Annotated in this window: 18 protein-coding genes; 9 read left to right on the forward strand and 9 right to left on the reverse strand. The window is 71.7% G+C overall.

Annotated elements, in window-relative coordinates; translation table 11 throughout:
- Positions 1-34: 34 nt before the first annotated feature.
- On the forward strand, positions 35-892 hold the full coding sequence (locus FSW06_RS06295; protein ID WP_010121983.1) for an inositol monophosphatase family protein: 858 nt from the start codon (positions 35-37) through the stop codon (positions 890-892).
- A gap of 6 nt (positions 893-898) precedes the next feature.
- On the opposite strand, the gene FSW06_RS06300 is transcribed toward FSW06_RS06295, so the two are convergent.
- Positions 899-3,430 (reverse strand): hypothetical protein, encoded by a 2,532-nt coding sequence (locus FSW06_RS06300; protein ID WP_146881314.1) that lies wholly within the window; start codon positions 3,428-3,430, stop codon positions 899-901.
- Positions 3,431-3,494: 64 nt separating this feature from the next.
- On the opposite strand from FSW06_RS06300, the gene FSW06_RS06305 reads away from it, so the two are divergent.
- From FSW06_RS06305 to pgi, 3 genes are all read left to right on the forward strand, one after another.
- On the forward strand, positions 3,495-3,884 hold the full coding sequence (locus FSW06_RS06305; RefSeq protein WP_010121993.1) for a hypothetical protein: 390 nt from the start codon (positions 3,495-3,497) through the stop codon (positions 3,882-3,884).
- Between the two features lie 51 nt (positions 3,885-3,935).
- Complete coding sequence (hisN, locus tag FSW06_RS06310) at positions 3,936-4,772, forward strand: histidinol-phosphatase (protein WP_010121995.1); 837 nt, start codon at positions 3,936-3,938, stop codon at positions 4,770-4,772.
- Between the two features lie 77 nt (positions 4,773-4,849).
- Positions 4,850-6,520 carry a glucose-6-phosphate isomerase gene (gene pgi / locus FSW06_RS06315; RefSeq protein WP_010121998.1) on the forward strand — a complete coding sequence of 557 codons (1,671 nt, stop codon included), beginning with the start codon at positions 4,850-4,852 and terminating at the stop codon, positions 6,518-6,520.
- A 97-nt stretch (positions 6,521-6,617) separates the two neighbouring features.
- Here the strand turns inward: pgi and FSW06_RS06320 are convergent, their stop codons facing one another.
- On the reverse strand, positions 6,618-7,694 hold the full coding sequence (locus FSW06_RS06320; RefSeq protein WP_139024576.1) for a DUF559 domain-containing protein: 1,077 nt from the start codon (positions 7,692-7,694) through the stop codon (positions 6,618-6,620).
- 273 nt (positions 7,695-7,967) lie between these two features.
- Between FSW06_RS06320 and FSW06_RS06325 the strand changes: the two genes are divergently transcribed.
- Positions 7,968-9,191 (forward strand): IS110 family RNA-guided transposase, encoded by a 1,224-nt coding sequence (locus FSW06_RS06325; RefSeq protein WP_010122897.1) that lies wholly within the window; start codon positions 7,968-7,970, stop codon positions 9,189-9,191.
- Positions 9,192-9,581: 390 nt separating this feature from the next.
- Here the strand turns inward: FSW06_RS06325 and FSW06_RS06330 are convergent, their stop codons facing one another.
- Complete coding sequence (locus tag FSW06_RS06330; protein WP_010122006.1) at positions 9,582-10,427, reverse strand: DNA-formamidopyrimidine glycosylase family protein; 846 nt, start codon at positions 10,425-10,427, stop codon at positions 9,582-9,584.
- Between the two features lie 176 nt (positions 10,428-10,603).
- Here FSW06_RS06330 and FSW06_RS06335 point away from each other — a divergent pair, with 176 nt between their 5' ends.
- The 3 genes from FSW06_RS06335 to FSW06_RS06345 all read left to right on the forward strand — a co-directional run bounded on the left by FSW06_RS06335 (position 10,604) and on the right by FSW06_RS06345 (position 13,092).
- Entirely contained in the window at positions 10,604-11,266 is a 663-nt protein-coding gene (locus FSW06_RS06335) for a TetR/AcrR family transcriptional regulator (protein WP_010122007.1), read from the forward strand.
- Between the two features lie 72 nt (positions 11,267-11,338).
- Positions 11,339-12,427 carry an ABC transporter permease gene (locus tag FSW06_RS06340; RefSeq protein WP_010122008.1) on the forward strand — a complete coding sequence of 363 codons (1,089 nt, stop codon included), beginning with the start codon at positions 11,339-11,341 and terminating at the stop codon, positions 12,425-12,427.
- On the forward strand, positions 12,424-13,092 hold the full coding sequence (locus FSW06_RS06345) for an ABC transporter ATP-binding protein (protein ID WP_010122009.1): 669 nt from the start codon (positions 12,424-12,426) through the stop codon (positions 13,090-13,092). Before FSW06_RS06340 ends, FSW06_RS06345 begins: the two co-directional genes overlap by 4 nt.
- 122 nt (positions 13,093-13,214) lie before the next feature.
- Here FSW06_RS06345 and FSW06_RS06350 read toward each other — a convergent pair whose 3' ends face one another.
- The gene (locus FSW06_RS06350; protein WP_010122010.1) at positions 13,215-18,284 is read right to left on the reverse strand and encodes a DEAD/DEAH box helicase; all 5,070 of its coding nucleotides are present in this window, start codon (positions 18,282-18,284) and stop codon (positions 13,215-13,217) included.
- 138 nt (positions 18,285-18,422) lie between these two features.
- Between FSW06_RS06350 and FSW06_RS06355 the strand changes: the two genes are divergently transcribed.
- The gene (locus tag FSW06_RS06355) at positions 18,423-19,190 is read left to right on the forward strand and encodes a 3'(2'),5'-bisphosphate nucleotidase CysQ (protein ID WP_010122012.1); all 768 of its coding nucleotides are present in this window, start codon (positions 18,423-18,425) and stop codon (positions 19,188-19,190) included.
- An 80-nt stretch (positions 19,191-19,270) separates the two neighbouring features.
- On the opposite strand, the gene FSW06_RS06360 is transcribed toward FSW06_RS06355, so the two are convergent.
- The 5 genes from FSW06_RS06360 to FSW06_RS06380 all read right to left on the reverse strand — a co-directional run bounded on the left by FSW06_RS06360 (position 19,271) and on the right by FSW06_RS06380 (position 24,342).
- Positions 19,271-20,326, reverse strand: coding sequence for a hypothetical protein (locus FSW06_RS06360; RefSeq protein WP_010122014.1), 1,056 nt, complete (start codon positions 20,324-20,326; stop codon positions 19,271-19,273).
- 39 nt (positions 20,327-20,365) lie between these two features.
- Entirely contained in the window at positions 20,366-20,776 is a 411-nt protein-coding gene (locus tag FSW06_RS06365; protein ID WP_010122017.1) for a hypothetical protein, read from the reverse strand.
- Positions 20,777-20,809: 33 nt separating this feature from the next.
- Positions 20,810-21,295, reverse strand: a complete 486-nt coding sequence (locus FSW06_RS06370; protein WP_010122018.1) for a hypothetical protein — start codon at positions 21,293-21,295, stop codon at positions 20,810-20,812.
- A gap of 75 nt (positions 21,296-21,370) precedes the next feature.
- Entirely contained in the window at positions 21,371-23,560 is a 2,190-nt protein-coding gene (locus FSW06_RS14485) for a hypothetical protein (RefSeq protein WP_010122019.1), read from the reverse strand.
- Positions 23,561-23,670: 110 nt separating this feature from the next.
- Positions 23,671-24,342 (reverse strand): DUF3710 domain-containing protein, encoded by a 672-nt coding sequence (locus FSW06_RS06380; protein ID WP_010122020.1) that lies wholly within the window; start codon positions 24,340-24,342, stop codon positions 23,671-23,673.
- Positions 24,343-24,687 lie beyond the last annotated feature (345 nt).

Below are 24,687 nucleotides of genomic sequence, written 5' to 3' on the forward strand. Positions count from 1 at the left end.
CGATCCGTCGGCACGGGCGGCACAATAGAAGACCATGAGTTCCCCGCTCCCCGCCGAAGCACTCCAGGCCATCACCAAGACCTTCATCATCGCCCACGACGGCGACAATGACGCCGCCCTCGCGCAGGCCCTCGTCTACAACGCCGGACGCCTCGCCTGGCGGATGCGGGAGGCGGGCCTGACCACCGAGTACAAGACCTCCGTCTCCGACGTCGTCACCGCCGCGGACACCGCCGCCGAGGAGTTCGTCGCCACCGCCCTGCGCACGCTGCGTCCCGATGACGGTCTGCTCGGCGAGGAGGGCACCGCCCACCCCTCCCTGTCCGGACGCACCTGGGTCATCGACCCGGTCGACGGCACCTACAACTTCACCACCGGCTCCGACTACTGGTGCTCGGCCCTCGCCCTCGTCGAGGGGGACCCGGACGCCCCGGATGTCCTCCACTTCGGCGCCGTGCACCGCCCGGCGATGGGCTACACCTGGTTCGGCGGGGCTGATCTGGCGACCAGCATCGACAACCGGGAGGTCGCCCGGCTCGACAGCCCGGACTACAACGTCACCCCGGAGCAGACCTGCCTTGCCGGCTACCTCCACCCCACCGACATCGCCGACCCCACCGTCGCCGCGGCCTACACCGCGGTCGTCCGGGAGTTCGCGACGGTGCGCTGGATGGGCTCCGCCTCCGTCGACCTCGGCACCGTCGCCCAGGGCAACATCGGCTGCTGGATGCAGCACAGTCTGCCCGCCTGGGACCTGCTGCCCGGCCGCGGTCTCGTCGAGGGGGCCGGCGGGAAGGTCGTGCAGGTCACGGCCACCGGGAAGCGGTGGACCATCGCCGGGGCACCGGCGAGCGTGGACCGCGCGGCGGAGATCCTCGGCGCGATCGACTGACCGGACTCAGCGCCGGAACAGTCCCCTCCCCCGGCGCGCCGCGTTCTTCGCCATCCGCCGGAACCCGGGCAGTGCCGCCCGGTCCCGGTCGTCGTCGAGCAGTGGTTCCAGCAGGCCGTACACCTCCCGGACCAGGTCGTGGTCGCGGCAGGTGAGGAAGCCGGCCGGCTCGGCGGCGAGGTCGACCAGGGCGCCGACCATGTCCGGACCACCCTCATCGACCTCGTACAACCGTGCCGCCAGGTACATCTCCGTGGCCGCGGTCGCCGCCGGCAGGTCCTCCGCCCGGAGCGTGTCACGGAGGAACAGGCGGACTTCCTCGGCGAGGATGCCGCCGCTGCCGGTGGTCAGGTCATCCTCGGACTCCGCGAGGGCGGGCAGGATGCCGGACGCCTCGGCGACGGCCTCCCGCGCCCCCGTCAGGTCATGGCCGTGGTCCGCGCGCCAGTGGTCGGCCTGTGCGGCGAACCGGTCCGCCGCCGCGGCGAAGGCACGGACCGGCGGCGTCGCGGCGTCCAGTACCGTGCCGGCGCGGGCGACGAGGGCGTCCCGTCGGGTGAGCAGCCGGCTGTCGGTCCCGGCGGGGATGACGGCGAGTTCGCGCCGCACCCGGTAGGTCAGCACGTGGAGCTGTCCGCCCGGTACCGGGTCGCTGAGCCAGGCGGCGAACACCGCGGCGGCGTGCACCATCGCCGCCGCGTCCCCGACCTGCCGGGCCTCGTCGATGACGTCGGGGGCGGTGGCGAGGATCAGCCGGCGCCAGTCGGTCTCCTCCCACTCCTCGAGCTGTTCGGCCTGCACGAGGAGGTCCAGCGCCCGGACCATCTCCGCGACCCGGTCGGGCCCCGGCGGCATGGTCGCGGCGCGTTCCCCGGTCAGGTGGGCGCGGTAGCAGACGGCGTAGTCGGCGTCGTTGCCGTCGAGGGCCGCGGCGAGGTCGGCCATCGCCCGGTCACATTCGGCCGGGTCAGGGGTGGTGTGGGCGAGTTCCCACAGTGCGATGACGCGCGCCCGCACGCAGCGTGGGGAGGTCAGCCCGGTGGTGTCGGTGAGCACCTGCCGGGTCCACCGGTCGGACTCCGCCTGCTCACCGCGGCGACTGAGGCCGCCGATCATCCGTCGGGCGAAGATCACCGACTGCTCCCGGACGATCTCCACCGGGTCGTGGACACCCCGGGTGTACATCTCGGCACAGGCGGTCAGCGCCGCGTGGAACTCCCGGTCGTCGGCGGCGAGGACGCCGGTGAACGCCCAGCCGCCGACCTCGCCGGCGAGCGCCTGCGCCCGGTCGCGGAAGTCTCCGCCGTACAGACCGGCCGGGACGCCGCGGGGTGCGCCGGGCAGCACCGACGGCGACGGCTGCGCCGGGGGTGCGGTGGCGGGGTCGGTGGGGTCGGTGGGGCCGGTGGGGTCGGTGGTCTGCTCAGCGAGGTTGCGCACCACGTCGTCGACCGAGGAGGCCACGGTGAGGTCGAGCATGTCCCGCTGCTGCGCCGCCGTGCCCCACTGACGCAGGGACTGCGACACCCGCTCCGGCGGCGTGCCGGTGGCGAGCAGCAGATTCCCGCACTCGGCGAGCGTGGCGTTCACCCCGTCGTAGCCGAGGCGGCCGACGAGGTCGAGGACCACGGTGTCGGCGACGTCGACCCAGCGGCCGGCCTCGTCATCGGTGCACAGGTCGTCGTTGCGGAGGTAGGCCAGGGCCAGCCGGAGGCGCACGGCATCAGTGGCGTCAGTGGCGTCAGTGGCGTCGGTGGCGTCGGTGGCGTCGGCGGCCTCACTGCCTGCCCCCTCGGCCGCGAGATCCAGGAGCATCTCGGCCTGCCGCCGGGTCCGGTCGGCACGCTCCCAACGGTGGTCCGCCCCGACGACGGCCGCCGCGAACCCTGCCACGAGCCGGGCGAGGTCCGCCGGGCAGTCCCCGCCGCCGACCGTGGTCCAGGTGATGAGGTGTCCGACCTCCTCCTGCCACACGTCGGGGCGTCCGGCCTCGGCGGTCCGGCGGGCCAGCGCGCCGAACGCCCACCCGGTCCACCGCCGCGGGGCGGCGTGCCGCATCCCGTCGACCGCGGCCCGCAACGACCGGCGGGACGCCGCGGAGAGCGGCTCCAGCGCGTGGGCGGCCCGCAGCGCGGCGGCTGCGGCGTCCAGTGCCCCGGTGAGCGCCGGCCCGGTACCGGACGGGACGGACGCGGTGAGTGTGGCGAGCTCGTCGGCCGCCGACACGACGTCGAGCGACGGCCGGGGCAGGGAGCCCTCCTGTGCACGGTTCCGGTTCCACGCCTCGTTGACGTGGTCGAGCAGCTGGATGTGGCCGAGGAGCAGGGCGACAGCCGTCCAGGCGTCCTCCGGGGCGGGGAACCGGACCTCGGAGACGGCGCGCTGGTCCTTGTCCGGGTCGGCGGTGTCGGCCAGCCAGTCGACGACGGAGTCGCCACCGGCCCCGGCAGCCCTGACGGCGGCGAGGGCGTCCGGCAGCCGCGCGGGGTCGACGGGGAGGGCGAGCCAGGCGAGAAGGGCTTCCGGGGTGACAGTCACACAATGATCTTATGCGGTTATACTCATCCCGTTTCTTTTTCCCGCACAGAAAGCGAGTCTCTCCATGAGCGATACCCCGGACAGTCCCGATCTGACCTTCGGCGAGGGTGCCGCAGCCCCGGCCGCCACCGGCTCCACCACCTCCACCACCACCTCCACCGCCGAGGAGGGCAAGCGCGGTGCCCGGATCCTCGCATCCGTCGGCGCCGTCCTCACCGTCATCAGCCTCATCGTCATGTTCACCGCCGGCAGTGACGCGACCGTCGGCTGGCGCCACTCCGAGTTCAGCACCTGGATCCTGCTCGTCCCCTCCCTGGTCGGCCTGTTCGGCGGCCTCTACGGCATGGTCTCCGCGCGCGCCCACGAGGAGAAGAACGCCTACAAGAGCTTCCTCACCGCATCGGTGGTCATCACCGTCGCCGTCGTCGTCATGGCCGTCAAGGCCTACTCCTGACAGCTGTACCCTCCGCTGCGCTGCCGGGACCGCCCGCCTATCCTGGGGACCATGACGACCCCGACCTCCCCCTACGCCGAGGACCTCACCCTGGCCCTCACTCTCGCCGACAGTGCGGACGCCCTCACCATGGACCGTTTCGAGGCCGCTGACCTGGAGGTCCATGCGAAACCGGACCTCTCCCCGGTCTCCGACGCGGACACCGCCACCGAACAGAAGATCCGCGATCTCCTCGCGGTGCAGCGCCCCGGCGACGCGGTCCTGGGCGAGGAGTTCGGCGGAGACGTCGAATTCAGCGGCCGGCAGTGGGTGGTCGACCCCATCGACGGCACGAAGAACTACGTCCGCGGCGTGCCGGTGTGGGCCACTCTCATCGCCCTGCTCGTCGACGGCGTCCCCGTCGTCGGTGTGGTCTCCGCGCCGGCGCTGGCACGGCGGTGGTGGGCCGCCGACGGCATGGGCGCGTGGCGCACCTTCGGGGCCGCCGGTGCCGCCGACGCCCGGCCGATGCACGTCTCCGGCGTCGCCGACATCGCGGACGCCTCGATCTCCCTGTCCTCCCTCGAAGGCTGGAAGGTCGTCGGACGCCGCGACGAACTCATCGCCCTCACCGACTCCGCCTGGCGGCTGCGCGGCTTCGGTGACTTCTGGTCCTACTGCATGGTCGCCGAGGGCGCCGTCGACGTCGCCGCCGAACCCGAGGTCAACCTGTGGGACCTCGCGGCGCTCGACATCATCGTCCGCGAGGCCGGCGGCACCTTCACCTCCCTCGACGGGACCGCCGGCCCGCACGGCGGCTCCGCGGTCGGCAGCAACGGCCGGCTGCAGGACGCGGTGCTCGCGGCCCTCCGCCCCGCCGCGCCCACTTCAGCTAGCGTGGACCAGTAGTTTCCCCGATAGTTTCAGCCTGACCCCCTCCGACTCACTCTGACTTCACCTGATCACCCGAAAGGCGGACAACCGACGTGGCGACACCCAGCATCACGACCACCCCGGAATGGGAGGCCCTGGTGACGCAGGCGCCCCGGTTCCGGGAGACCACTCTGCGGGACCTCTTCGCCGACGACCCCGGCCGGGCCGGTGACCTCACCTTCGACGTCGGCCCGCTCCACGTGGACCTCTCGAAGAACCTGGTGGACCCGGGACTGCTGCAGCGGCTCACCGCCGTCGCGCGGGCGGCCGGGGTGGAGGAGCGCCGCACCGCCATGTTCACCGGTGAGCACATCAACGTCACCGAGGACCGGGCGGTCCTGCACACCGCACTGCGTATCCCCGCCGAACAGGACCTCTCCGTCGACGGTCAGGATGTCGCCGCCGACGTCCACGAGGTTCTCGGCCGGATGCGGGACTTCGCCAGGGCACTGCGGTCGGGGACGTGGCGGGGCTCCACCGGCCACACCGTCAAAGAGGTCGTGAACATCGGCATCGGCGGTTCCGACCTGGGCCCCGATATGGCGGCACGGGCGCTGCGCCCCTACCAGACCGCCGGGATCCGGCCGCACTTCATCTCGAACGTGGATCCCAGCGATCTCCTCGAGACCCTCGAGGGGCTGGACCCGGAGTCCACCCTGTTCGTCATCTCCTCGAAGACCTTCACCACCTCGGAGACCCTGTCGAACGCGCACGCCGCCCGCCGGTGGCTGCTCCGGCAGCTCGGCACCGACACCTCCGACGAGGACGCGGTGCGTGCGGTCGTGGCGAAACACTTCGTGGCCGTGTCCACGAACGCCGACGAGGTCGCCGCGTTCGGCATCGACACCGCCAACATGTTCGGCTTCTGGGACTGGGTCGGCGGCCGCTACTCGGTGGACTCCGCCATCGGACTGTCCCTGATGGCCGCCATCGGTCCGCGGGACTTCATGGAGTTCGTCGCCGGTTTCCACGATGTCGACGACCACTTCTCCTCCGAGCCGCTCGAGATGAACGTGCCGGTCCTCATGGGTCTGCTGGGGGTCTGGTACACCGACGTCCTCGGCGCCCAGTCCCACGCGGTGCTGCCGTACGCGCAGGACCTCGGCCGGTTCCCCGCCTACCTGCAGCAGCTGACGATGGAGTCCAACGGCAAGTCCGTGCGGTTGGACGGGTCACTGGTCGACACGGAGACCGGGGAGATCTACTGGGGTGAGCCGGGCTGCAACGGACAGCACGCCTTCTTCCAGCTGCTGCACCAGGGCACCCACCTCATCCCCGCCGACTTCATCGGCTTCATCAACCCGCACGACGATCTGGTCGCCGCCGACGGGACGACGAGCATGCACGACATGCTGCTGGCGAACTTCCTCGCGCAGACGAAGGTCCTGGCCTTCGGCCGCACCGCCGAGGAGCTGCGGGAGGCCGGAGTCGACGAGGCGCTGATCCCCCACAAGGTCATGCCGGGCAACCGTCCGTCGACGACCATCCTCGCCGACAAGCTCACCCCCCGGGTGCTGGGTGCCCTCATCGCCCTCTACGAGCACATCGTGTTCGTGCAGGGTGTGGTGTGGGGCATCAACAGTTTCGACCAGTGGGGTGTCGAGCTGGGCAAGAAGAAGGCGACGGACCTGCTGCCCGTGCTCAGCGGCACCGGCCCGGTCGAGTCGGGGGACACCTCCACCGACGAGCTGGTGCAGTTCATCCGCTCCCGCCGCGTCCGGTAGTCGGCCGGGACTGGCCCCGGCGCCGGGTTGACCGCGTCCCCGCCGCCGGGCTGACCGCCTCAGGGTGGTTTCCGCACGCCAGACCACCGTGGGGCGGTCAAGCCGGGTGCCGGACGCCCGGTCGGGCCGTCCGGGCCTGCGCGCGGGCGATGGCCCTGGCGACCCGCGCACGCATGGCCTCCGGATCCCTCAGATGCTCCTTGTTGAACCGGATGACCTCCCATCCCAGGTCCCGCAGCGCATGGAACTGGTCGAAGTCCACTTCCGTCTGAGCACCCTCCGTGTGATGGCCTCCGTCGTAGTACAGTGCGATCTTCAGCTCGGGGCACCCCAGGTCAGGCAGGGTCCGCGATGTCCACCCGGTAGCTGCGTCCGGAAGAAGATCCACCCGGACCTGTGATGTCCACCGGTACGGATCCGGCAGCAGGTCCCGGACGATCAGCCGCATCGTGGTCTCCATCGGCGACTGCGCCCCGTCATCCGCCATCGCCAGCAGCCGTTCCAGGGTCGTCCGGTCCACCAGTCCCGCCGCCGCCGGACGGATCTCGTCACGCGAGACCCACGTGCACTGTGCGACAGCGTCGATGAGCTGCACCGCCATGACATCTGTCCTGGTCACACCGCGTATATCGTGGACCCACCAGCCGTAGCGTCCGGTCAGGACGGTCCAGAGACACTGCGCGAGAGCCACCGACGGGATGACCACCCGCATCTCCGGAAACTGTGGGCACGGTGTGCAGGTCTCCAGACCGTCGGGCAGCGGGCGGATGACCGGACGCAGCGGTGTGCGGACCGCCGACGACGTCCGGAGCCGACCCGAGTGTGTCGTTCCCCGGAGCAGGTGGACCGGTGCGGAATCGGCCCAGTCCTGCTTCAGCCTGTGCACCGCCAAGGCCGGCCATCCGGCGATCACGGCGTCCGGCCGGATGAGATGGTTCGCCCACGCCCTTGTCACGATGTCAGCGCCGAATCCGCCGAACGCCGACGGATCATGGTCCTTCCTGATCCCGGGGACGACGACTCCCGGCGCCACCGGAATGTACCGGGTCCGCAGCTCCCAGTCCGTCACGGTGCCGGACGCCGCCAGTTCTGCGCGGGTCACCGGCACTGTGCCCGGCATGGTCCGCCGGGTGTACGCCGGTCCCCTGCCGGTCGCGCGTCTGCTGATCCCCATGATGGGTCCCCCGTTACCTTGATCCAGTCCCCGTACCCTCGGGGACAGGTCACTGGCCTCGGTATGGCTTACTCGCCCTGTTGTTCGACATGATCCGGGGGGTGTTGCCACCGGGGAACCAGGACGCACGCCGACGGCTAATAGGGACGCGGCTCACGGCCACAGTTCCGTGAAGTCTCTTCGTAACGTGGGTGCCCGCGACGAGTGTCTGACCACCAGTGATCTTCCACCACAACCACACCGACCTCCCCAGGATCAAGGAGGGAAAACACCATGGAAGACACCACCGGCTACGACGTCTACCTCGGACTCGACGTCGGCAAGACCGCCCACCACGGCTGCGCCCTACTCGCCGACGGCACCAGGCTCTACGGCAAAGGCCTGCCGCAGGACGAAGCCCACCTCACCGCCCTGTTCAACGAGCTCAAAGAGCACGGCCGTGTGCTGCTGATCGTCGACCAGCCCAACACCATCGGCGCCCTCCCGGTCGCCGTGGCCCGTGCCACCGGGTGCGGTGTCGCCTATCTGCCAGGCCTGGCGATGCGCAAGGCAGCCGACCTGTACCCCGGTCAGGCCAAGACCGATCCCCGCGACGCGTTCATCATCGCCGACACCGCCCGCACCATGCCGCATACTCTGCGGGTCGTCGACCGCAACGACGAGGTCCTGTCAGCACTCAAGATGCTGTCCGGCCTGGACGACGACATCGCCCGCGACTGCACTCGCACCATCAACCGGCTGCGCAGCATCCTGGTGCAGATCTACCCGTCACTGGAGCGCGTGTTCGCCGGCGAAGTCCTGCAACGTGCATTCGTACTGGACCTGCTGATCCACTACGGCGGCCCCACCAAGCTGAAGAAGTCGGGTAAGGCCCGGGTTCTGGCCTGGGCACGAAATCACGCTAAGAAGGACCCGGAAGCCCTGGTCGACGACATCTTCCAGGCCCTCGGAGCCCAGACCGTCACCGTACCCGGCACCGGGGCCGCCGAAATCGCGATACCGATGCTGGCCACCAACATCAAGTCGTTGAAGGCTCAACGTGAGTCCATCGCAGGGCAGGTCGAGGAGATGCTGGACGACTTCCCTCTTGCCGAGGTCTTGATGTCGATGCCGGGAGTCGGCATCAAGACCGCCGCAAACATCCTCCTGGCCGTCGGCGACTGTTCCGACTTCCCCGATGCCGCCCACCTGGCTGCTTACGCCGGGATCGCCCCGGTGACGAGACGCTCCGGCACGTCAATCAGGGGTGAGTTCCCGGCCAGGTCAGGTAACAAGAGGCTCAAGAATGCCCTGTTCCGATCTGCGTGGGTCGCATCGAACTGCCATGAGGCGTCCAGGGCGTACTACGCGAAGAAACGGGCCGAGGGTAAGCGGCACAATGCGGCGGTGATGTGTCTGGCCCGGCGACGGTGCAACGTCATCTTCGCGATGCTGACCCGCGGTGAGTTCTTCCGTGAGCTGCCGGCCCGCACCCCGCAGGAGGTCCCGGCTGCCTAGATAGCTGAGCTGAACCACGCCGACCCCACGTCAGGCGTTCCACCGTCACGACGGGTGGAACGTCCACGTCAGCATGTTCGACAACCCTCGCCCCAGGAGGGCTACACGGGTCAGAGAAAAGACGGTTGCAGGGGTTGACAATCTACATAGGGACACCCCCCTGTTGTCTCCGGGACGCCCCGGACCCGGTACTGCGCTGATCGTTTGTCGGCGGAAGTACACCACTGGCGTGGCGATCTGTCCAGTGTCCGTCCGGAATCGTGGCAAAGCTGTGGATAAGTTGTCCACAGTGCGCAGGTCGGAGCATTGTCGCCGTCGTCGTCACGGGTTGACCGCGCCGGGGTGGATCCCGTCGGCGAAACCACCGTGGGACGGTCAACCGGCGCGGGCTCAGCACGTCTGGCAGACCGGACACCACCAGATGACGCGCTCCAGCTCCCCCGCGTCCCCGTCGGCGTCCACCCCTCCGAGGAACCCCTTCATGATCGGTGAGCCGCAGCGTCGGCAGGCCTTCTCCGCGCGGCCGAAGACGTAGTTTCCCATGCCCGGACGCCGGTCCCCCGTGAACAGCCGCCGCGGTTCCAGCCGGTTCTCCCACATCACCCGGCGCGACAGGTCCAGCAGGTGCGCCGCGGTCGCCGTGGCGTCCGCGCCCGATCCGACCGGACGCCGCGGGTCGACCCCGCCGAGGAAGCACACCTCCGCGCGGTACTCGTTACCGATCCCGGCGACATTGCGCTGGTCGAGCAGGGCGGCGCCGATACTTCGTTCCGGTCGCGCCAGGATGCGGCGCAGCGCTTCATCACGGCCGAACGCGGCGTCCAGGAAGTCGGGGGCGAGGATGTCGGGGCCGAGATGGGCGACCACCCCGCCGTAGTCCGGCCGGTCGAAGAGCCGCACGAACCCGAGACTGTGCCCGACGACCTCGATCTCCGGGCCGCCGGGATGCTGCGGGGCGAACCGGAGGACGACCCGTGCGGTGTGGCCGGGACGCCGCCACCGGGTGCCGGCGACATGGATCGACCACACGCCCTCCATCTTCAGGTGGGTGTGCAGGACGCGCCCGCCGATGTCCATGAACAGGTGCTTCCCGTAGGGCCAGACGGCGGTGACGGTCCGCCCCACGAGATTCTCGGTGGCGAAACGGGGGACGCGGATGTCGGAGCGGGTGAGGGTGCGGCCGGCCATCCACTGCATACGGTTCGACAGCTGCAGGACAGAATCGCCCTCGGGCACGGGTGGCTCCTCTCTGACATCCGTCGGCTCAGTCATCCGTCGGTTCATCCGGTGACCATGTCACCGGGGAGACTACTCCACGCAGCCGCCACCGGCGACGACTGCGGGTTATAGGCTTGACGTGGAGGAACGGTCCGGCGCATACAGCGCCGGAATGGCAGGGAAAGGCGGAGGCGATGCCGAAGATCAGCGCGGACACCCTCGAGGAGCACCGGTCGAAGGTGATGAAGGACCTGCTCGACGGCACGGAGCGGATCCTGCTCAGCCACGGCTCCCGCCGTCTCACCACCGCCGCGGTCGCCGCCGAGGCAGGCATCGCCCGCAACAGCATCTACCGCTACGTCCGCTCCATCGACGATCTCGTGGAGATGGTGCTCACCCGCGGATTCGAGGAATGGACCGCGCAGGTCCAGGCTGCCGCGGACGCCGCCCCGGACGCCCGGTCCGCGGTCATCGCCTATGTGCGCAGCAACCTGACGCAGGCGTTCTCCGGCCAGCACGAGCTCCAGCAGGCGCTGCCCGCCTCAGAGCTGACCCCTTCGGCGCGGGAACGGATCGGCATGATGCACCGGGGGATAGCGGCTGTCCTCCGCAACTCGGTCGCCGGACTGGACTCCCCCAACCCCGACCTCGTGGCGTCCGCCGTGGGTGCCCTCGTCGACCGTGCGGTGACGTCGTCGGACTCCGTGGACTCCCCGGAGGACGCCGCGCGCATCACCGCCTTCACCTGCGCAGCTGCCGCGGCAGTGGTGGACGCGGACCTGACCGGCGCCACCGCCGTCACCGACTCCTCCACCCCCGTCAGCGCTGCCCCCGACACCCCGGTCGACCCCGCCTGAGAATGGCGTACTCCGACCCGAGGGGCTACTGTGCCACACATAGCGACAGGGTGTCGCAAAAGTGAGGTGTCAATGTTCATCGCCCTACGGGAACTGCGCTCAGCCTGGGGCCGGTTCACCATGATCGGGGTCGTCGTCGCCCTCGTCGCGGCGCTGGTGGGAATGGTCTCCGGCTTCACCATCGGCCTCGGCAACGACACGGTCTCCGCCCTGAGATCCTTCAACGTACATTCCGTGGCCTTCGCCACCGGAACCTCCGACTTCAACCGGAGCACCGTGTCCGGACACGACGTGGACGCCTGGACCTCCCGTGACGACGTGACCGCCGAACCCCTCGGAGTCTCCATGGTCCGCGGTGAAGTCACCGACAGCGACAGCACCACCGTGGACATGGCCACCTTCGGCACGGACCCCTCCGGTGCCCTGACCCCGGACATCACCGACGGCGCTCCCGCCACCCGACCCGGCGAGATCGTCGTGTCCTCGAAGCTGCTCGACGAGGGACTGTCCGTCGGTGACGAGATCACGGTCGACAACACCGACCTCACGGTACGGGTGGTGGGCGTGACCGGTGTGAGCTCCTACGGTCATGTCCCCGCCGCCTACACGTCCCTCGACACGTGGCGTCAGCTGCGCTACGGCACCGTCGACCTCGACGCCCGGCAACAGGGCACTGCCTCCGCGGTGGTCATCACCGAGGGTGATGCCCCGGACACCCTCGGCGGCACGGAGGTCCTCGACAGTTCCGCAATGCTCGAGGCGGCCCCCGGCTATGCCGGTGAGAAACTGACGATGAACTCCATCCTCGCCTTCCTCTACGTCATCGCCCCGCTGATCGTCGCCGCCTTCTTCGCCGTCTGGATCCTGCAGCGTCAGAACGTCTACGCACTGCAGCGTGCCCTCGGTGTCTCCCGTCTCCGCCTGGTCGGGGCGACCCTGGCCCAGGCCGCGATCGTCGTCACCGCGTCCACCGTCGTCGGTTCGGCAGTCGCCTACGGTCTCGGCGTCCTCCTCGGAGACGCCGTGCCCTTCGATCTCACGGCGACGTCCCTCGTGGCCACCACCCTCGCCGTCACCGCCGCGTCCCTTGTCGGCGCCGCCGCTACCCTGCGCTGGGTGGTCGCCGCCGACCCCATGACCATGCTGGGAGAATCACGATGAGCACCGCAACACCCCTGACCCTGCGCGACATCACGGTGGAGTACCGCTCCGGCGGCGATCGTCTCACTGTCCTCGACCGGGTGAGCGCCACCTTCCCGCCCGGCGAGATGGCCGCTGTCGTCGGCCCGTCCGGCTCCGGCAAGTCCACCCTGCTCGGTGTCAGCGGACTGCTGCGGCAACCCACCTCCGGGACGGTCTCGCTCGGGGATGACGTCGTCTCCGACGCGCCGGTCCGTGAACGTGACAGGATCCGGCGCACCCGGCTGGGCTATGTCTTCCAGTCCGGCAACCTCTTCCCCGGACTGACCGTCACCGACCAGGTCGTCGCCATGGCGGTCATCGCCGGCGGGAAGGCCCGGCGCGCCCGACCGCTGGCTGAGGAGCTGCTCGCCGAGGTCGGCCTGGCCGATCAGCGGTCGCTGCGTCCTGACCAGCTCTCCGGTGGTCAGCGGCAACGCGTGGCCATCGCACGGGCACTGATCCACCGGCCGTCGGTGCTGCTCGTCGATGAGCCGACCGCCGCGGTGGACCGCAGCCGTGCCGGTCAGCTCGCCGACCTGCTGCACCGGGTCACCGCGGAATCAGGGTGCGTGACCGTGGTGGCCACGCACGACCCCGAGGTCGTCGCGGCCGCAGACCGGTCACTGGATCTCACCGAGCTGTAGGGGAACCGATCCGGTGGCCGGGGTTTCCGGATGCGCGGCCAGAGCCGGGTTGACCGTCTGACGGTGGTTCCCCCTCCCCCAGACCACCCCACGGCAGTCAACCTGGCGATGCTGTCGACGTCTCACCGCACCACGAGCCCCTTCGGGGTGAACCGGGCCCCCGCCTCGGTCCATGCCCGGCGGACCGCGGGCGGCAGGGACATGACGTCGGTGCCGTTGACCTTCTCCACGGCCACCGGGGACAGTCTGCCGTCCTGCACCAGGGACCGGAGCCGGCCGACCACCGCCGCGACATCCGCGGGGTCGGGGGTCCCCGGCTCCCCGGTCAGGTTCGGCCGGGAGAAAAGCTGGACCTGCCGCCCGCCCCGGGTCAGGTGTGCGAGCAGCACCCCGTCCCGGATGACGACGAGCGCCCCGGCGGCGCGGGTCGGTTGGGTCTGGCGGGTGGCGTGCCCCTGCTGATCCGGCCGATCCGGCTGCTCCGGGGAGCCGCCGTCCCCGGTCTCCGGCCACGGGACCGCCGCGCCGAACGGGTTCGCCGGGTCGGCGGCGGCGAGCACCACCGGGTCGCCCGCCTCCGCGGCGGGCGGTTCCTCCTCGAGCTGCCGCAACCGGTCGATGACCTCCCGGGACGCGAACTGTGCCCCGCCGAGTCCGTCGATGATGTAGCCGCGCAGCACGGTGCCGTTGTCCTCCCAGGCGGTGAGCATCCGGTACGCGGCGGCGAACCCGCCCTCGGTGTGCTCGGCCATCACCGACCCCCGGGTCACCACGGCGTACCGGTCGAGCCACGCTTCACCGCGGGCGATCGCCCGGTCGGTCACCGCCCCACCGGGTGCGGGGACCAGGGACCAGCGCCCGGGGACGCCGGCGTGGGCGTTCATCGCCGCCCGACGTGCCCGGACCTCCTCGGACTTCACCGTCTGGGCGAACGTGGTGCGCCCCATGCGCAGCCGCGCCGCGGACCCGCGGCCCCGGTTGCGCCGGGGTGCCTTGTGCGCCCCTTTCGCCGACGCCCCGGCACCGCCGCGGGACCCGACGGTGTCGGTGATGCCGGTGCCGGCCAGCCGAGCGCGGACGGCGGCGAAGGAATCCGGCATGAGGACGCCGGCGTCGAAGAGTTCCCGGACAGCGGCGTCCACCGCGTCATGGCTGACACCGGCTGCCGGGTCGGTACCGCCGGTACCGCCGGTGCCGCCACTGCCCTCCCCCAGCGCCCGGCCGATCTCGGCGGCGAGGAAGGCCCCGCCGCCGGCGACACGGTCGCGGACCAGCTGCGCGACCGGCCCCACCGCCGCACCGTCGACCTCCGGGCCCGTTCCGACGAGCAGCGGGGCGAGATCGGCGGGCAGCAGCATGACCAGCGGGTCGGTGGGCGAGACGGCGCCGGCGCCGACGACCACGACCTCCCCGGCGGCGATGAGGTCGTCGAGGTCGGCGGGCCGGTACGCCGGGATCCGGGCGGGCAGGACGACCGTCTCCCAGGCGCTCGCCGGCAGCGGGACCCCGGCCAGCTGCTCGATGACCGTGGTGAGGTCCTCGGGTTCCCCGTCGCCGAGGCCGTGCCAGGATTCCAGGAAGGCGGCGTAGGTCTGCCGGCTCACCGGTTCCAGGGAGCCCCTGGCCTTCGCCAGGGTGGCGGCGCGCAGTCGGCGCAGCACACCGGTGTCGACATACTGGGTGGGCCGGGCAGTGTCCGCCGTGTCCGCCGTGTCCGCCGTGTCCGCCGCGTCCGCCGTCTCAGCCAGGAATGTCCCGGACTCCAGGCGGTGTCCGCTGACCCAGCGCCGGGCCAGGGCGTCCGCGGTCGCCACCCCGAGCCCGAACTCCGTCGAGACTTCGGCGGCGGTGAACGGTCCGCGGGTCCGCGCCCAGCGCAGGACGAGCTGGTCCACGGCGTCCGGCACGGTCTCCAGCGGGGCCGCCACCCCGGGCGGGACGGGGATGCCGAGGCCGTCGCGCAGCAGCGGGGCGTCCTCCACGACAGCCCAGCGCACCGTGCCGCCGACCTTCACCTCGAAGACCCGGCGCGGCATCATCTCCCGCACCTGCGCCGTGACCGCAGGCACCCCGTCGGGCACCGCCGGGTCGATCCGGCGCGCCACCTCGTCCGGGGTGAGGGGGCCGAGCACCCGCAGCATGTCGACGACCTGCTCGGCGGAACGCGCGCGGCGACCGTCGGCGCACCACTGCAGCCCGGCGACGATGTCGGCGACCACCGCCGGGTCGAGCAGCAGGCCTTCACCCCGCTGCCCGAGCACCGCGGCGAGCAGGGCCGGGTCCACCGACAGGGCGGCGGCGCGCTCGGCCGAGTCCCCCTCGTAGAGGAACGCCCCGGTGTAGCTGAACAGCAGTGATTCGGCGAACGGCGAGGGGGCGTCCGTCGTGATCTCGGCGACGCGCAACCGCCGCGATCCGACGGCGGCGACGATCTTCTCCAACGCCGGCAGATCGTAGACGTCCCGGAGACACTCCCGCATGGTCTCGACCATGACCGGGAACTCCGGGTGCGGCCGGGCGACGTCGAGCAGCTGCGCGGCACGCTGCCGCTGCTGCCACAGCGGCTGGCGTTTGCCGGGGTTGCGCCGCGGCAGCAGCAGTGACCGGGCCGCGCACTCCCGGAACCGGCCGGCGAACAGTGCCGAGGACCCGACCGCATCCGTGACCTCGTTGACCACCGGTGCCGTACTACCGGCGTCCCCGCCAGCCCCGGGGCCGCCGTCGCCGGTGAGCAGTTCCACCCCGGGCGGATCCTCGGTGTACGGCAGGCGCAGCACCATCCCGTCGTCGCCGGCGACGGCCATCGCGTCGATACCGGACCGCCGTGACAGGGCGGTCCCGATCGCCAGTGCCCACGGGGCGTTCACCGACCGACCCCACGGTGAGTGGACGACGACCCGCCAGTCCCCGACCTCGTCGTGGAACCGTTCGACGAGGATGGTGCGCTCGTCGGGCAGCACCCCGGTCGCCTCCCGCTGGCCGGTGTAGAAGGCGTCGAGATTGGCCCGGGTGTTGTCGTCGAGGAAGGACGCCGCCCGCAGGTCACCGGTCCCGCCGGTGCCCCAGGCACGCCGTGCCGCGCCGAGGACCGGGCCGAGTTCCGCCGGACGCCCCTCCGCATCCCCCACCCAGAACGGCAGCCGCCCGGTGTGGCCGGCAGCGGGGGTGACGATGACCTGGTCGCGGGTGATCTCGGTGATGCGCCAGGAGGAGGCCCCGAGCGTGAACACGTCGCCGACCCGCGACTCGTAGACCATCTCCTCGTCGAGTTCACCGACGCGACGACCGCCCTCGTTGCCGCTGTCGGCGGGCAGGAAGACACCGAACAGTCCCCGGTCCGGGATCGTCCCGCCGCTGGTCACCGCGATCCGCTGGGCGCCGGGACGCGCCTCAAGGGTGCCGGCGGTCGCGTCGTAGACCACCCGGGGCCGCAGGTCGGCGAAGTCGGTGGAGGGGTACCGGCCGCTGACGAGTTCCACCACCCCGTCGAAGGCCTCCCGCGGCAGTGCGGCGTACGGGTGGGCGCGGCGGACGGTGCGGAACCACTCCTCCACCCCCAGCGGCTCCCCACCGGTCGCGGCGGCCTGGGCGGCGGCGGCCACGGTCTGCTGCGCCAGCACGTCGAGGGCGTTGGCGACGATGTGCAGCGGTTCGAGGTCACCGGCGAGCATCCGGTCGACGATGACGGTCGCGGCTTCGGCGTCCTGCCGGTGCAGCGGGTACACGGTCGCCCGGGAGACCGCACCGACCGAGTGCCCGGCGCGGCCGCAGCGCTGCACCGCCGAGGAGACGCTCGGTGGCGCGCCGACCTGCACCACATGGTCGACCAGGCCCATGTCGATGCCGAGTTCCAGCGAGGAGGTCGCGACCACGCACCGCAGCGAGCCCTCCTTGAGCTGCTGCTCGATGTCCGCCCGTTCGTCCTTGGACACCGACCCGTGGTGGGCCCGGGCGATGACCTGCGGGGCGGCGGCGACCGACCCGGACTGTGCCATGAGCTGTGCGGGATCGCGGCGGGTCGGGGCCGCCAGCGACTCCGGATCGTGCTCCTCGGCCCAGAGTTCGTTGAGGGCGCCGGTGAGCCGTTCGGCGGTCCGGCGGGCGTTGACGAAGACGAGCGTCGACCGGTTGTCCATGACCTGGTCGTAGATCGCCCGCTGCACGTGGGGCCAGACGGACTTCTGCTGCGGCAGGGCGGACTCGCGGTCCACCCCGGAGGCGACGCGGCGTCCCGATCCGGCGTCAGTGATCCCGCCGACGCCCTCGCCGATCAGGGAGGGGCCGACGAGCGCGTCATCGATCGGGACGCCACCGGTGCCGCCGTCCTCGTCAGCCTCCGGATCGGCGTCCGGACCGGTCACCGGCTCGATCTCGGGCGGCTCGCGGAAGTCCGGCACCACCGACCGCACGTGCACGTCCCACAGCTTGTGCGCCGGCGGGTTGACCACCGTCACCGGCCGGTCACCGCCCAGGAACGACGCCACCGTGTCCACCGGGTTCACCGTCGCCGACAGTCCGATGCGCTGCACCGACCCACCGGCGGCGGCGACCAGCGCGTCGAGCCGCTCCAGACTCAGCGCGAGGTGGGTGCCGCGCTTGGTCCCGGCGACCGCGTGGACCTCGTCGACGATGACGGTGCCGACGTTGCGCAGCGTCCCGGCGGCCTTCGAGGTGAGCATGAGGTACAGCGACTCGGGCGTGGTGATGAGCACGTCCGGCGGGGTGCGCCGGAGCTTCGCGCGCTCGGCGGGGGGTGTGTCCCCGCTGCGCACCCCGACGGTGACCGGGGCGATGTCGGTGCCGGTGGCCGCGGCGGTGCGTGCGATCCCGGCCAGGGGGACGCGCAGGTTGCGCTCCACGTCCACCCCCAGGGCCTTGAGCGGGGAGATGTAGAGGACACGGGTGCCGGACCTGTCATCGGTGCCGGCGGGGCCGTCGGCGCTGGTGCGCAGCAGCCCCTGGGCGGTCAGGGTCGACAGAGCCCACAGGAATGCGGCGAGCGTCTTGCCCGAGCCCGTCGGTGCGACGACCAGTGCGTGGTCACCCCGGCTGATGGCGTCCCACGCCTGCGACTGCACGACCGTCGGTTCCACGAACACCTCGCGGAACCACGCGGCGACCGGCGGGTAGAACCGGTCGAGCGGGTCTGCGGGGAGGTCGGTGCCACCGGGGTTGTCGGGTCGGTCGGTCATGGTCCCCAGTCAACCACGCCCACCGGACAGCAACCGGACCGCAACCGGACGCCACCCCGACACCCCGACCATGGCCCGCGCCACACACAGGGGCGCCGGAGGACGCAGCACACAGCCCGTCCGACTACACTGACCCCCATGTCATCCACTCTCGACGACGAGACCCTCGCCCGTCGGCTTGCCCAGGGCACCGGCGAGATCCTCAAGGGAGTCCGCAACGTCGGTCTGCTCCGCGACGGCGACCTCGGCGCCGCCGGCGACGCGATCGCCCAGGACTGGATCGCCCGTGCGCTGGCGATCCACCGCCCGGAGGACGCCGTCCTCTCCGAGGAGGCCGTCGACGACCTCGGCCGTCTCGACCACGAACGGGTGTGGGTCATCGACCCGCTCGACGGCACCCGCGAGTTCGCCGGTGTCCGGCAGGACTGGGCGGTGCACATCGCTCTGGCGGTCAACGGGACCGTCACCACCGCCGCGGTCGGGATGCCCGATCTCGGCCAGGTCTTCACCAGCGCCGAGTCGCGCGCGGTGATCGGCCGTCCGACGAACCGCATCGTCATCTCCCGGAGCAGCATCCCCGACGTCGCCCCGTTCATCGCCGAACGCACCGGTGCCGAGATGACCCGGATGGGGTCCTGCGGTGCGAAGGCCGTCAGTGTGCTGCTCGGCGACAACGACGCCTACGTCCACGCCGGCGGCCAGTACGAGTGGGACAACGCGGCCCCGGTCGGCGTCTGCCAGGCCGCCGGCCTGCACTGCAGCCGGCTCGACGGCTCCCCGCTGGTCTACAACCAGAAAGACACCTACCTGCCGGACGTGCTCATCTGCCGGCCGGACCGCGCCGAGGAGATCCTCACCGCGGCGGCGGAGTTCCACGCCGAACACGGCAGCTACCTGCTGGACTGACCGGCCCGGACGCCGCTGCGCCGGTCTCTGCGCCTGACCCCTGCGCCGACGCTCACGCCGACACCGGTTGTCGACTCCGGTCAGTCCCGCGCCGCCAGAGCGTCCGCCGTGGGGCGGTTCACCGCCGGCGCCGACCGCGGCAACCGGACCTGCAGTTTCGCCTCATCGTCGACCCAGCTCTGCGGATCGGCGTCCGCTGTCTCCGCTGTGTCCGCTGTCTCCGCGGTGTCCGCTGTGCCGGTCGCCTTCGCCGCGATCCCCCGGTAGACCGACACGGCGTCCCGTGCCGCCGCCGTGTCCGCGGTGACCGGGTCCGCCGGATTGTCGTCCACCCAGTGTTGCAGGATCGTCGCGGCCTCCGCGGCGGCGTCCCGCAGATCAGCGGTCATCCCACCGTGATCGGTACCGTCCTGTTCCGAGTACCGGTCGACCGTCTCCTCCCACCGCCGGTGAGCCCGGTCAGCCGCCGCGTACAGGTCCACCTGCGGCCGGTGCACCGTCGCCGGGTCGACCGGACTGTCCGCGAACAGTCCGTCGCACTCCGGTGCCGCCGCCACTGCGTCCACCGCCTTCCGGTTGGGTAGCGGGGCCGTCGTCGACAGGTCGTCGAGCACCCCGCCGGCGGCCGCCGCGGCGTCCCCGACCGTGTCGCGCAGCCGTTCGGCGGTCGACCCCTGACCGTCCGCGGCGGTGGTCCCGGCGGTGGTCCCGGCGCCGGCTGCGGCGAGTGTCCGGGACTGCCCGGCGAGCACGGTCCGGGTCGCGTCCAGCGCCGGGGTGTAGTCCACCGGGCGGACCTGCTCGACCGACGGGACCTGCGGTGCGGTCCGGGGCAGGGACGCAGCCCCCGTGCGGGCGTCCGCCGCGATCCCGTCGACGGCGGCGCGCAGGGCGTCGTCGACGGCGGAGGCGTCCTGCCCGATGCTGTCCTCCACCGCCCTGCTGTACACGTCGGGTGCGGACCGCAGGCCGAGCAGTGCCGGGCACACCTGCCGGTAGAACGTCACCGCCTCCCCGAATTCCTGCGCCGTGAACACCTGTGCGCCCTCGCTGGTCTGCATCGGCCGGCTGTCGTGCGCCGAGGTGACGACGACCGCGCCGACGAGCACCAGGCCCGCGGTGCCGAGGACCGCCACCGTGGTCCGCGGCCGGCGCCGTATCCCGGGGAACCGCACCTAGATCACGGCCCACACATAGAGCGCGGCGATGAGCATCCCGCCGACGAGCACCGCCGACAGCGTGACCGGGCCGGACACGGACCGGTGGCCCTCCTCGTCCCGACCCCCGAACAGGTGGATCGCCGTGGCGACCAGGGCGGTCAACGCGGCAAGTGCCATGGCCAGCGCCGGGGAGACCGAGACGGTCGCCCCCAGCCGCAGCACCACGGTCACCGCGCCGGCCAACGCCATCGCCCCGGCGGCGATGAGCAGCATCAGCCGTGCGACGCGGTGTCTGTCCCGGCCGGCGGCGGCGTGGGGGTGGCCGGTGGTGTTGAACGTGGCGGCGGTCTCCCGGGACGGTGCGCCGGGGACCGCCGGTGCCGGGGTCTCCTCCGGCCGGTGTCCGAAAATGGAGGGGGTACTCATCGGAATGCAGGCTCCCAGAGGTCAGGCGGGGTATCAGGCAGGGTCGGTGGCGAGGGCGGTGATCTTCTCCCACAGTTCGGCGGGCGTGGCCTCGGGGCCGACCGCCAGCGCCTTGCCGTAGAGCTGTGCCCGCACCTGGTGCTGCAGCGCGGTGGGCCCCGCGTGCTCCGCGGCGTCCCGCTCGCCGGCGGTGCCGCCGAACAGGTCCGCGAGCGTCGATCCGGCCGATGACCGGTGCCCGCCGAGCATCTCGGCGATCCTGCCGAGCTTCAGCCCGTCGGTGACGTCGGCGGGCGGGGCGATCTCCGCGACGATGTTCGCCGTCTGCCGGCGGATCTCCGCCGCCCGGGCGACGGTCACGTGTTCGTCGATGTAGGTGTCGACGGCGTCCGGCTCGCTGATCTCCGGCAGTTCGAGACCCCGGTCAGTGACCCGGGCCGCGATATCGAGGACCAGCTGCCATCGGGGGCCGAGGCGGCGGGCCGCATAGCTGACGGCATCGTTGGTGGTGGTGGGCATGGGGTTGTTCCTCCAGGACAGACAGATACGTTCAGATGGTTTCAGGGCCGGACGCCCCGGCGGGACGCCGTCCCGTCAGGCGGCGACCAGCGAGGTGACATCCACCAGGCTGCGGTCCCTGTTGTCGAGGGTTCCGGTGGCGAAGTCCGACCGGAACGCCGCGGGGACGGCCACCCGTTTGGTGGACCGGGTGGACACGACGGTCCCGGCGGCAACCGCGACGGCGGGGGCCAGCGCCACCATCGGGCCGATGTTGAGGATGCCCGCGGCCAGCACCGACACCAGCAGCTGCAGACCACCGGCCACCGGGACACCGGCACCGAGCAGGCCCAGCAGTCCGACCAGAGGCACCAGCGCACCGAGCCCCGTCAGTCCACCGGCCAGCGGCGGCAGCACCGCGAGCAGTGCGGTCAGCAGACCCGCCACCACCGGCAGCAGAGCTCCGACACCGACGACACCGACGACACCGAGTGCGGCGACGGCAGCGACGGTGATGACTGCCCCGACCGCGACGACGACGCCGGCGGCCCCCGCTGCACCGGCGGCGCCGATGACCCCGATGACGCCGACGGCGAGTGCGACCGCGATCACGGCGGTGGCGATCTCGACGGGCAGTGCGCCGATTCCCACGGCGGCGACGACGACCGACAGCACCGGGCACAGGGCGGCGGCGAGGCCGACGGCAGCCAGGCCACCGGCGAGCCCGGCCGTCAGCCCGACGCCCAGCGCAACGGCGAGACCGACGGAGAGGGCGAGACCGACAGCACCGAAGCCACCGAGATCGGGGACGGCGATGTCGATCCGGGGCAGGCCGGCCACCAGGGCGTCCCACAGCACCGCCAGGTCGGCGAGGGCGCTGCCGGTGTCCGTCCGGTTCCAGGCGGCCAGGGCGGTGCCGACGACGTCACTGAGTACGCTGTGCTCCCAGCCCGCCTGCAGGACCGCGCCGAGCCGGTCCGCCATCGACGACCACGCCGCACTGAGACGTTCCAGCGCTCCTCCGGCGGCGAGCACCGCGACGTACAGCAGAACCGGGATCACGGCGAGCGCGAGCACCGGCAGGACGCCGGCGATGCCGCTGACACCGCTGATCCCGACGACACCACCGATGCCGCCCAGCGCTGCGATGCCGGCAACCCCGGCGAGTCCCACCCCACCGGCCAGCAGCGGGACCACGCCCAGCAGTCCCGTCAGACCACCGGCCAGCGGCGGCAGCACCGCCGCACCCGCGGTCAGCAGCCCGGCCAGCACCGGCAGCAGCGCCAGCACCGGGGCGAACACCGACAGTCCCAGCCCCACCACCGGCAGCGCCGGCACCAGGTTCAACGCACCCGCCGCCAGCACGGACACCAGCAGCTGCAGACCACCGGCAATCCCTGCGACACCGGGGCCCCCGAGCACACCGAGAAGTCCGGCAGCACCGGCGATACCGGCAACCCCGACCGCGCCGGCGGCCCCGGAGAACGCCGCCGCGAGACCGCCGACCAGCAGCCCGGCCACCGGGACCGCGGCCACCGGCAGCACCGCGACAGCCAGGTCGAGCACGGCCGGCACGATCTCCGCCGAGAACCACCCGGAGACCTCGGCGACCATGTCCGCCCCCACGACCTTCGTGAGCACCTCGGTGGCCGCCCCCGCCGGATCGGTGAGGATCCGCACCGGGCCACCGGCCTCGGCGATGACCTGCTGGACCGTCTCGACCGGATGCACGCTGACCGCGTCGATGAACGCCCCGATCCCGGCGGCCGCACGGTCTGCACCCTGACCCTCACGCGGCGCGAAGGGGTTCGCGGTGGTGCCGACCCAGGCGGCGTACTCCGGGGACGAGACCGTCTCCTCGTAGGTCTGCTGCAGATCGGCGAGCGCCCGACCCGAGACGATGTCGTCCACGACGTGTCCCGCACCGGCAAGTCCCTGCTGCAGCTGGGCGGCCGTCACAGTGGTGTTCACGGCGTCCGGATCGGGACCGGCGGCGGGCGCCGGGGCGGTGGCGACCACCTGCGGGGCATCGTCGACGGCCTGCTTGCGCAGGAGGTTGGCGGGCAGGATGTCGCCGACCGGGATGACCGGGGCCGGCAGCGTCGGCAGCGTCGGCGGGGCCGGCACAGCGGGCAGGACATCGAGGCCGGCGGTGTCCACGGTGGCGTCCGGGGCGTCGTTCAGCGCGGCATCCGGTACGGATGCGGCGGCCTGCGGCGCCAGGAGCAGTGCGGCGGCCGGGGCCGCCAGACCACCGGTGGCCAGGAGAAGTCGTGAGATACGCATGATGTGGGTGGATGATCCTCTCTGGGAAACGGATGTCCGGGGATCCCGGACGGGGGGAAGGGCGGCTGCCACAGGTCACGGTGGACGCCGCCGACGGCATCGGTGCACGGTCAGTCCTCCTCCGGTGCGATGAGCTGCATGCTCAACGGGGCGTCCGGCGGCAGCGCGGCGCTGCCCCGGAAGACGGTCATCGTGGACAGCAACCGGTGCGCGGCATCCCGGTCCGCGGCGGTCACCGGATGTCCCGCGCAGGTCACCAGTGCGGTCCACCGGGGGCCGTCGGCACCGATCTTCACCAGCTGCAGCGTGCCCGCCGCATCCCGGACATGAAGTTCGGTACCGAACGGCCCGGGGTGCAGCGTCACCGTCCCCCGGGCGCCGACCGCCGGATCGGCCGGATCCACCAGTGATGTCCGCAGGGCCGCCGCGGTATCCGTCGCCAGGGAGCCCGCCCACCGCTGCGCGCCGACGGGCTCCGCCAGGACGCACACCGACAACTGCACCCCCGCGGCGGAGGCGAGGATCACGGTGTCCGGGACGCCCCCGTCGGCGACGGACAGGGCGACATCGGCGAGGAACCGGGGGTCGGTGCAGAACCGGGCGCCGACCAGCTCGATGCCGACCTCGACGGCGTGGCGGGTGGCGGTGGTCGCCGCCGGCACACTGCCGGAATCCCAGGGACCGTGACTGACCGGGCCACCGGGTTCCCAGCAGTGCCGCGCGGTCGGATTCTCCGGCCCGTCATTCTCCGGGCCGACCACAGGATTTTCCAGCGGCCGCATACCGTCCTCCTTTCTCTCGGCAATTCCCGGGACACCACGGGTGGGAATAATTCTGTTCCGGACGCCGCGGCTTTCCCCGTCAGAGTATCCGCGCTCCGCGACGGTCGGGAATCGCGACAAAGAAAAGGGGAATTTAGAAATCACCTGTAATATAGACAGCGGCGCGCGGTCAGAATCACGGGCGGCAGCATGACCGGCACCGCCGGTGACACATCCACAAGAAACCGCCCTGACCTGTGGTTCTTAGTGAAGTTCCCTTTATTTATCCGGCGCACCTCCGAATGGGGGAATCGCACCGGTGACCACGGTCACCCCACCGGACCCGGCCCCCGACCGGCACTCCCC

It is taken from the genome of Corynebacterium nuruki S6-4 (assembly GCF_007970465.1).
In the GTDB taxonomy this organism is placed as follows: domain Bacteria; phylum Actinomycetota; class Actinomycetes; order Mycobacteriales; family Mycobacteriaceae; genus Corynebacterium; species Corynebacterium nuruki.

Bases quoted from the DNA above. Each gene is read 5' to 3' on its own strand.
- FSW06_RS06295 (WP_010121983.1), top strand. From the start codon at position 35: ATGAGTTCCCCGCTCCCCGCCGAAGCACTCCAGGCCATCACCAAGACC.
- FSW06_RS06305 (WP_010121993.1), top strand. From the start codon at position 3,495: ATGAGCGATACCCCGGACAGTCCCGATCTGACCTTCGGCGAGGGTGCC.
- hisN (WP_010121995.1), top strand. From the start codon at position 3,936: ATGACGACCCCGACCTCCCCCTACGCCGAGGACCTCACCCTGGCCCTC.
- FSW06_RS06320 (WP_139024576.1), bottom strand. From the start codon at position 7,694: ATGGGGATCAGCAGACGCGCGACCGGCAGGGGACCGGCGTACACCCGG.
- FSW06_RS06325 (WP_010122897.1), top strand. From the start codon at position 7,968: ATGGAAGACACCACCGGCTACGACGTCTACCTCGGACTCGACGTCGGC.
- FSW06_RS06335 (WP_010122007.1), top strand. From the start codon at position 10,604: ATGCCGAAGATCAGCGCGGACACCCTCGAGGAGCACCGGTCGAAGGTG.
- FSW06_RS06340 (WP_010122008.1), top strand. From the start codon at position 11,339: ATGTTCATCGCCCTACGGGAACTGCGCTCAGCCTGGGGCCGGTTCACC.
- FSW06_RS06345 (WP_010122009.1), top strand. From the start codon at position 12,424: ATGAGCACCGCAACACCCCTGACCCTGCGCGACATCACGGTGGAGTAC.
- FSW06_RS06350 (WP_010122010.1), bottom strand. From the start codon at position 18,284: ATGACCGACCGACCCGACAACCCCGGTGGCACCGACCTCCCCGCAGAC.
- FSW06_RS06355 (WP_010122012.1), top strand. From the start codon at position 18,423: ATGTCATCCACTCTCGACGACGAGACCCTCGCCCGTCGGCTTGCCCAG.
- FSW06_RS06365 (WP_010122017.1), bottom strand. From the start codon at position 20,776: ATGAGTACCCCCTCCATTTTCGGACACCGGCCGGAGGAGACCCCGGCA.
- FSW06_RS06370 (WP_010122018.1), bottom strand. From the start codon at position 21,295: ATGCCCACCACCACCAACGATGCCGTCAGCTATGCGGCCCGCCGCCTC.
- FSW06_RS14485 (WP_010122019.1), bottom strand. From the start codon at position 23,560: ATGCGTATCTCACGACTTCTCCTGGCCACCGGTGGTCTGGCGGCCCCG.
- FSW06_RS06380 (WP_010122020.1), bottom strand. From the start codon at position 24,342: ATGCGGCCGCTGGAAAATCCTGTGGTCGGCCCGGAGAATGACGGGCCG.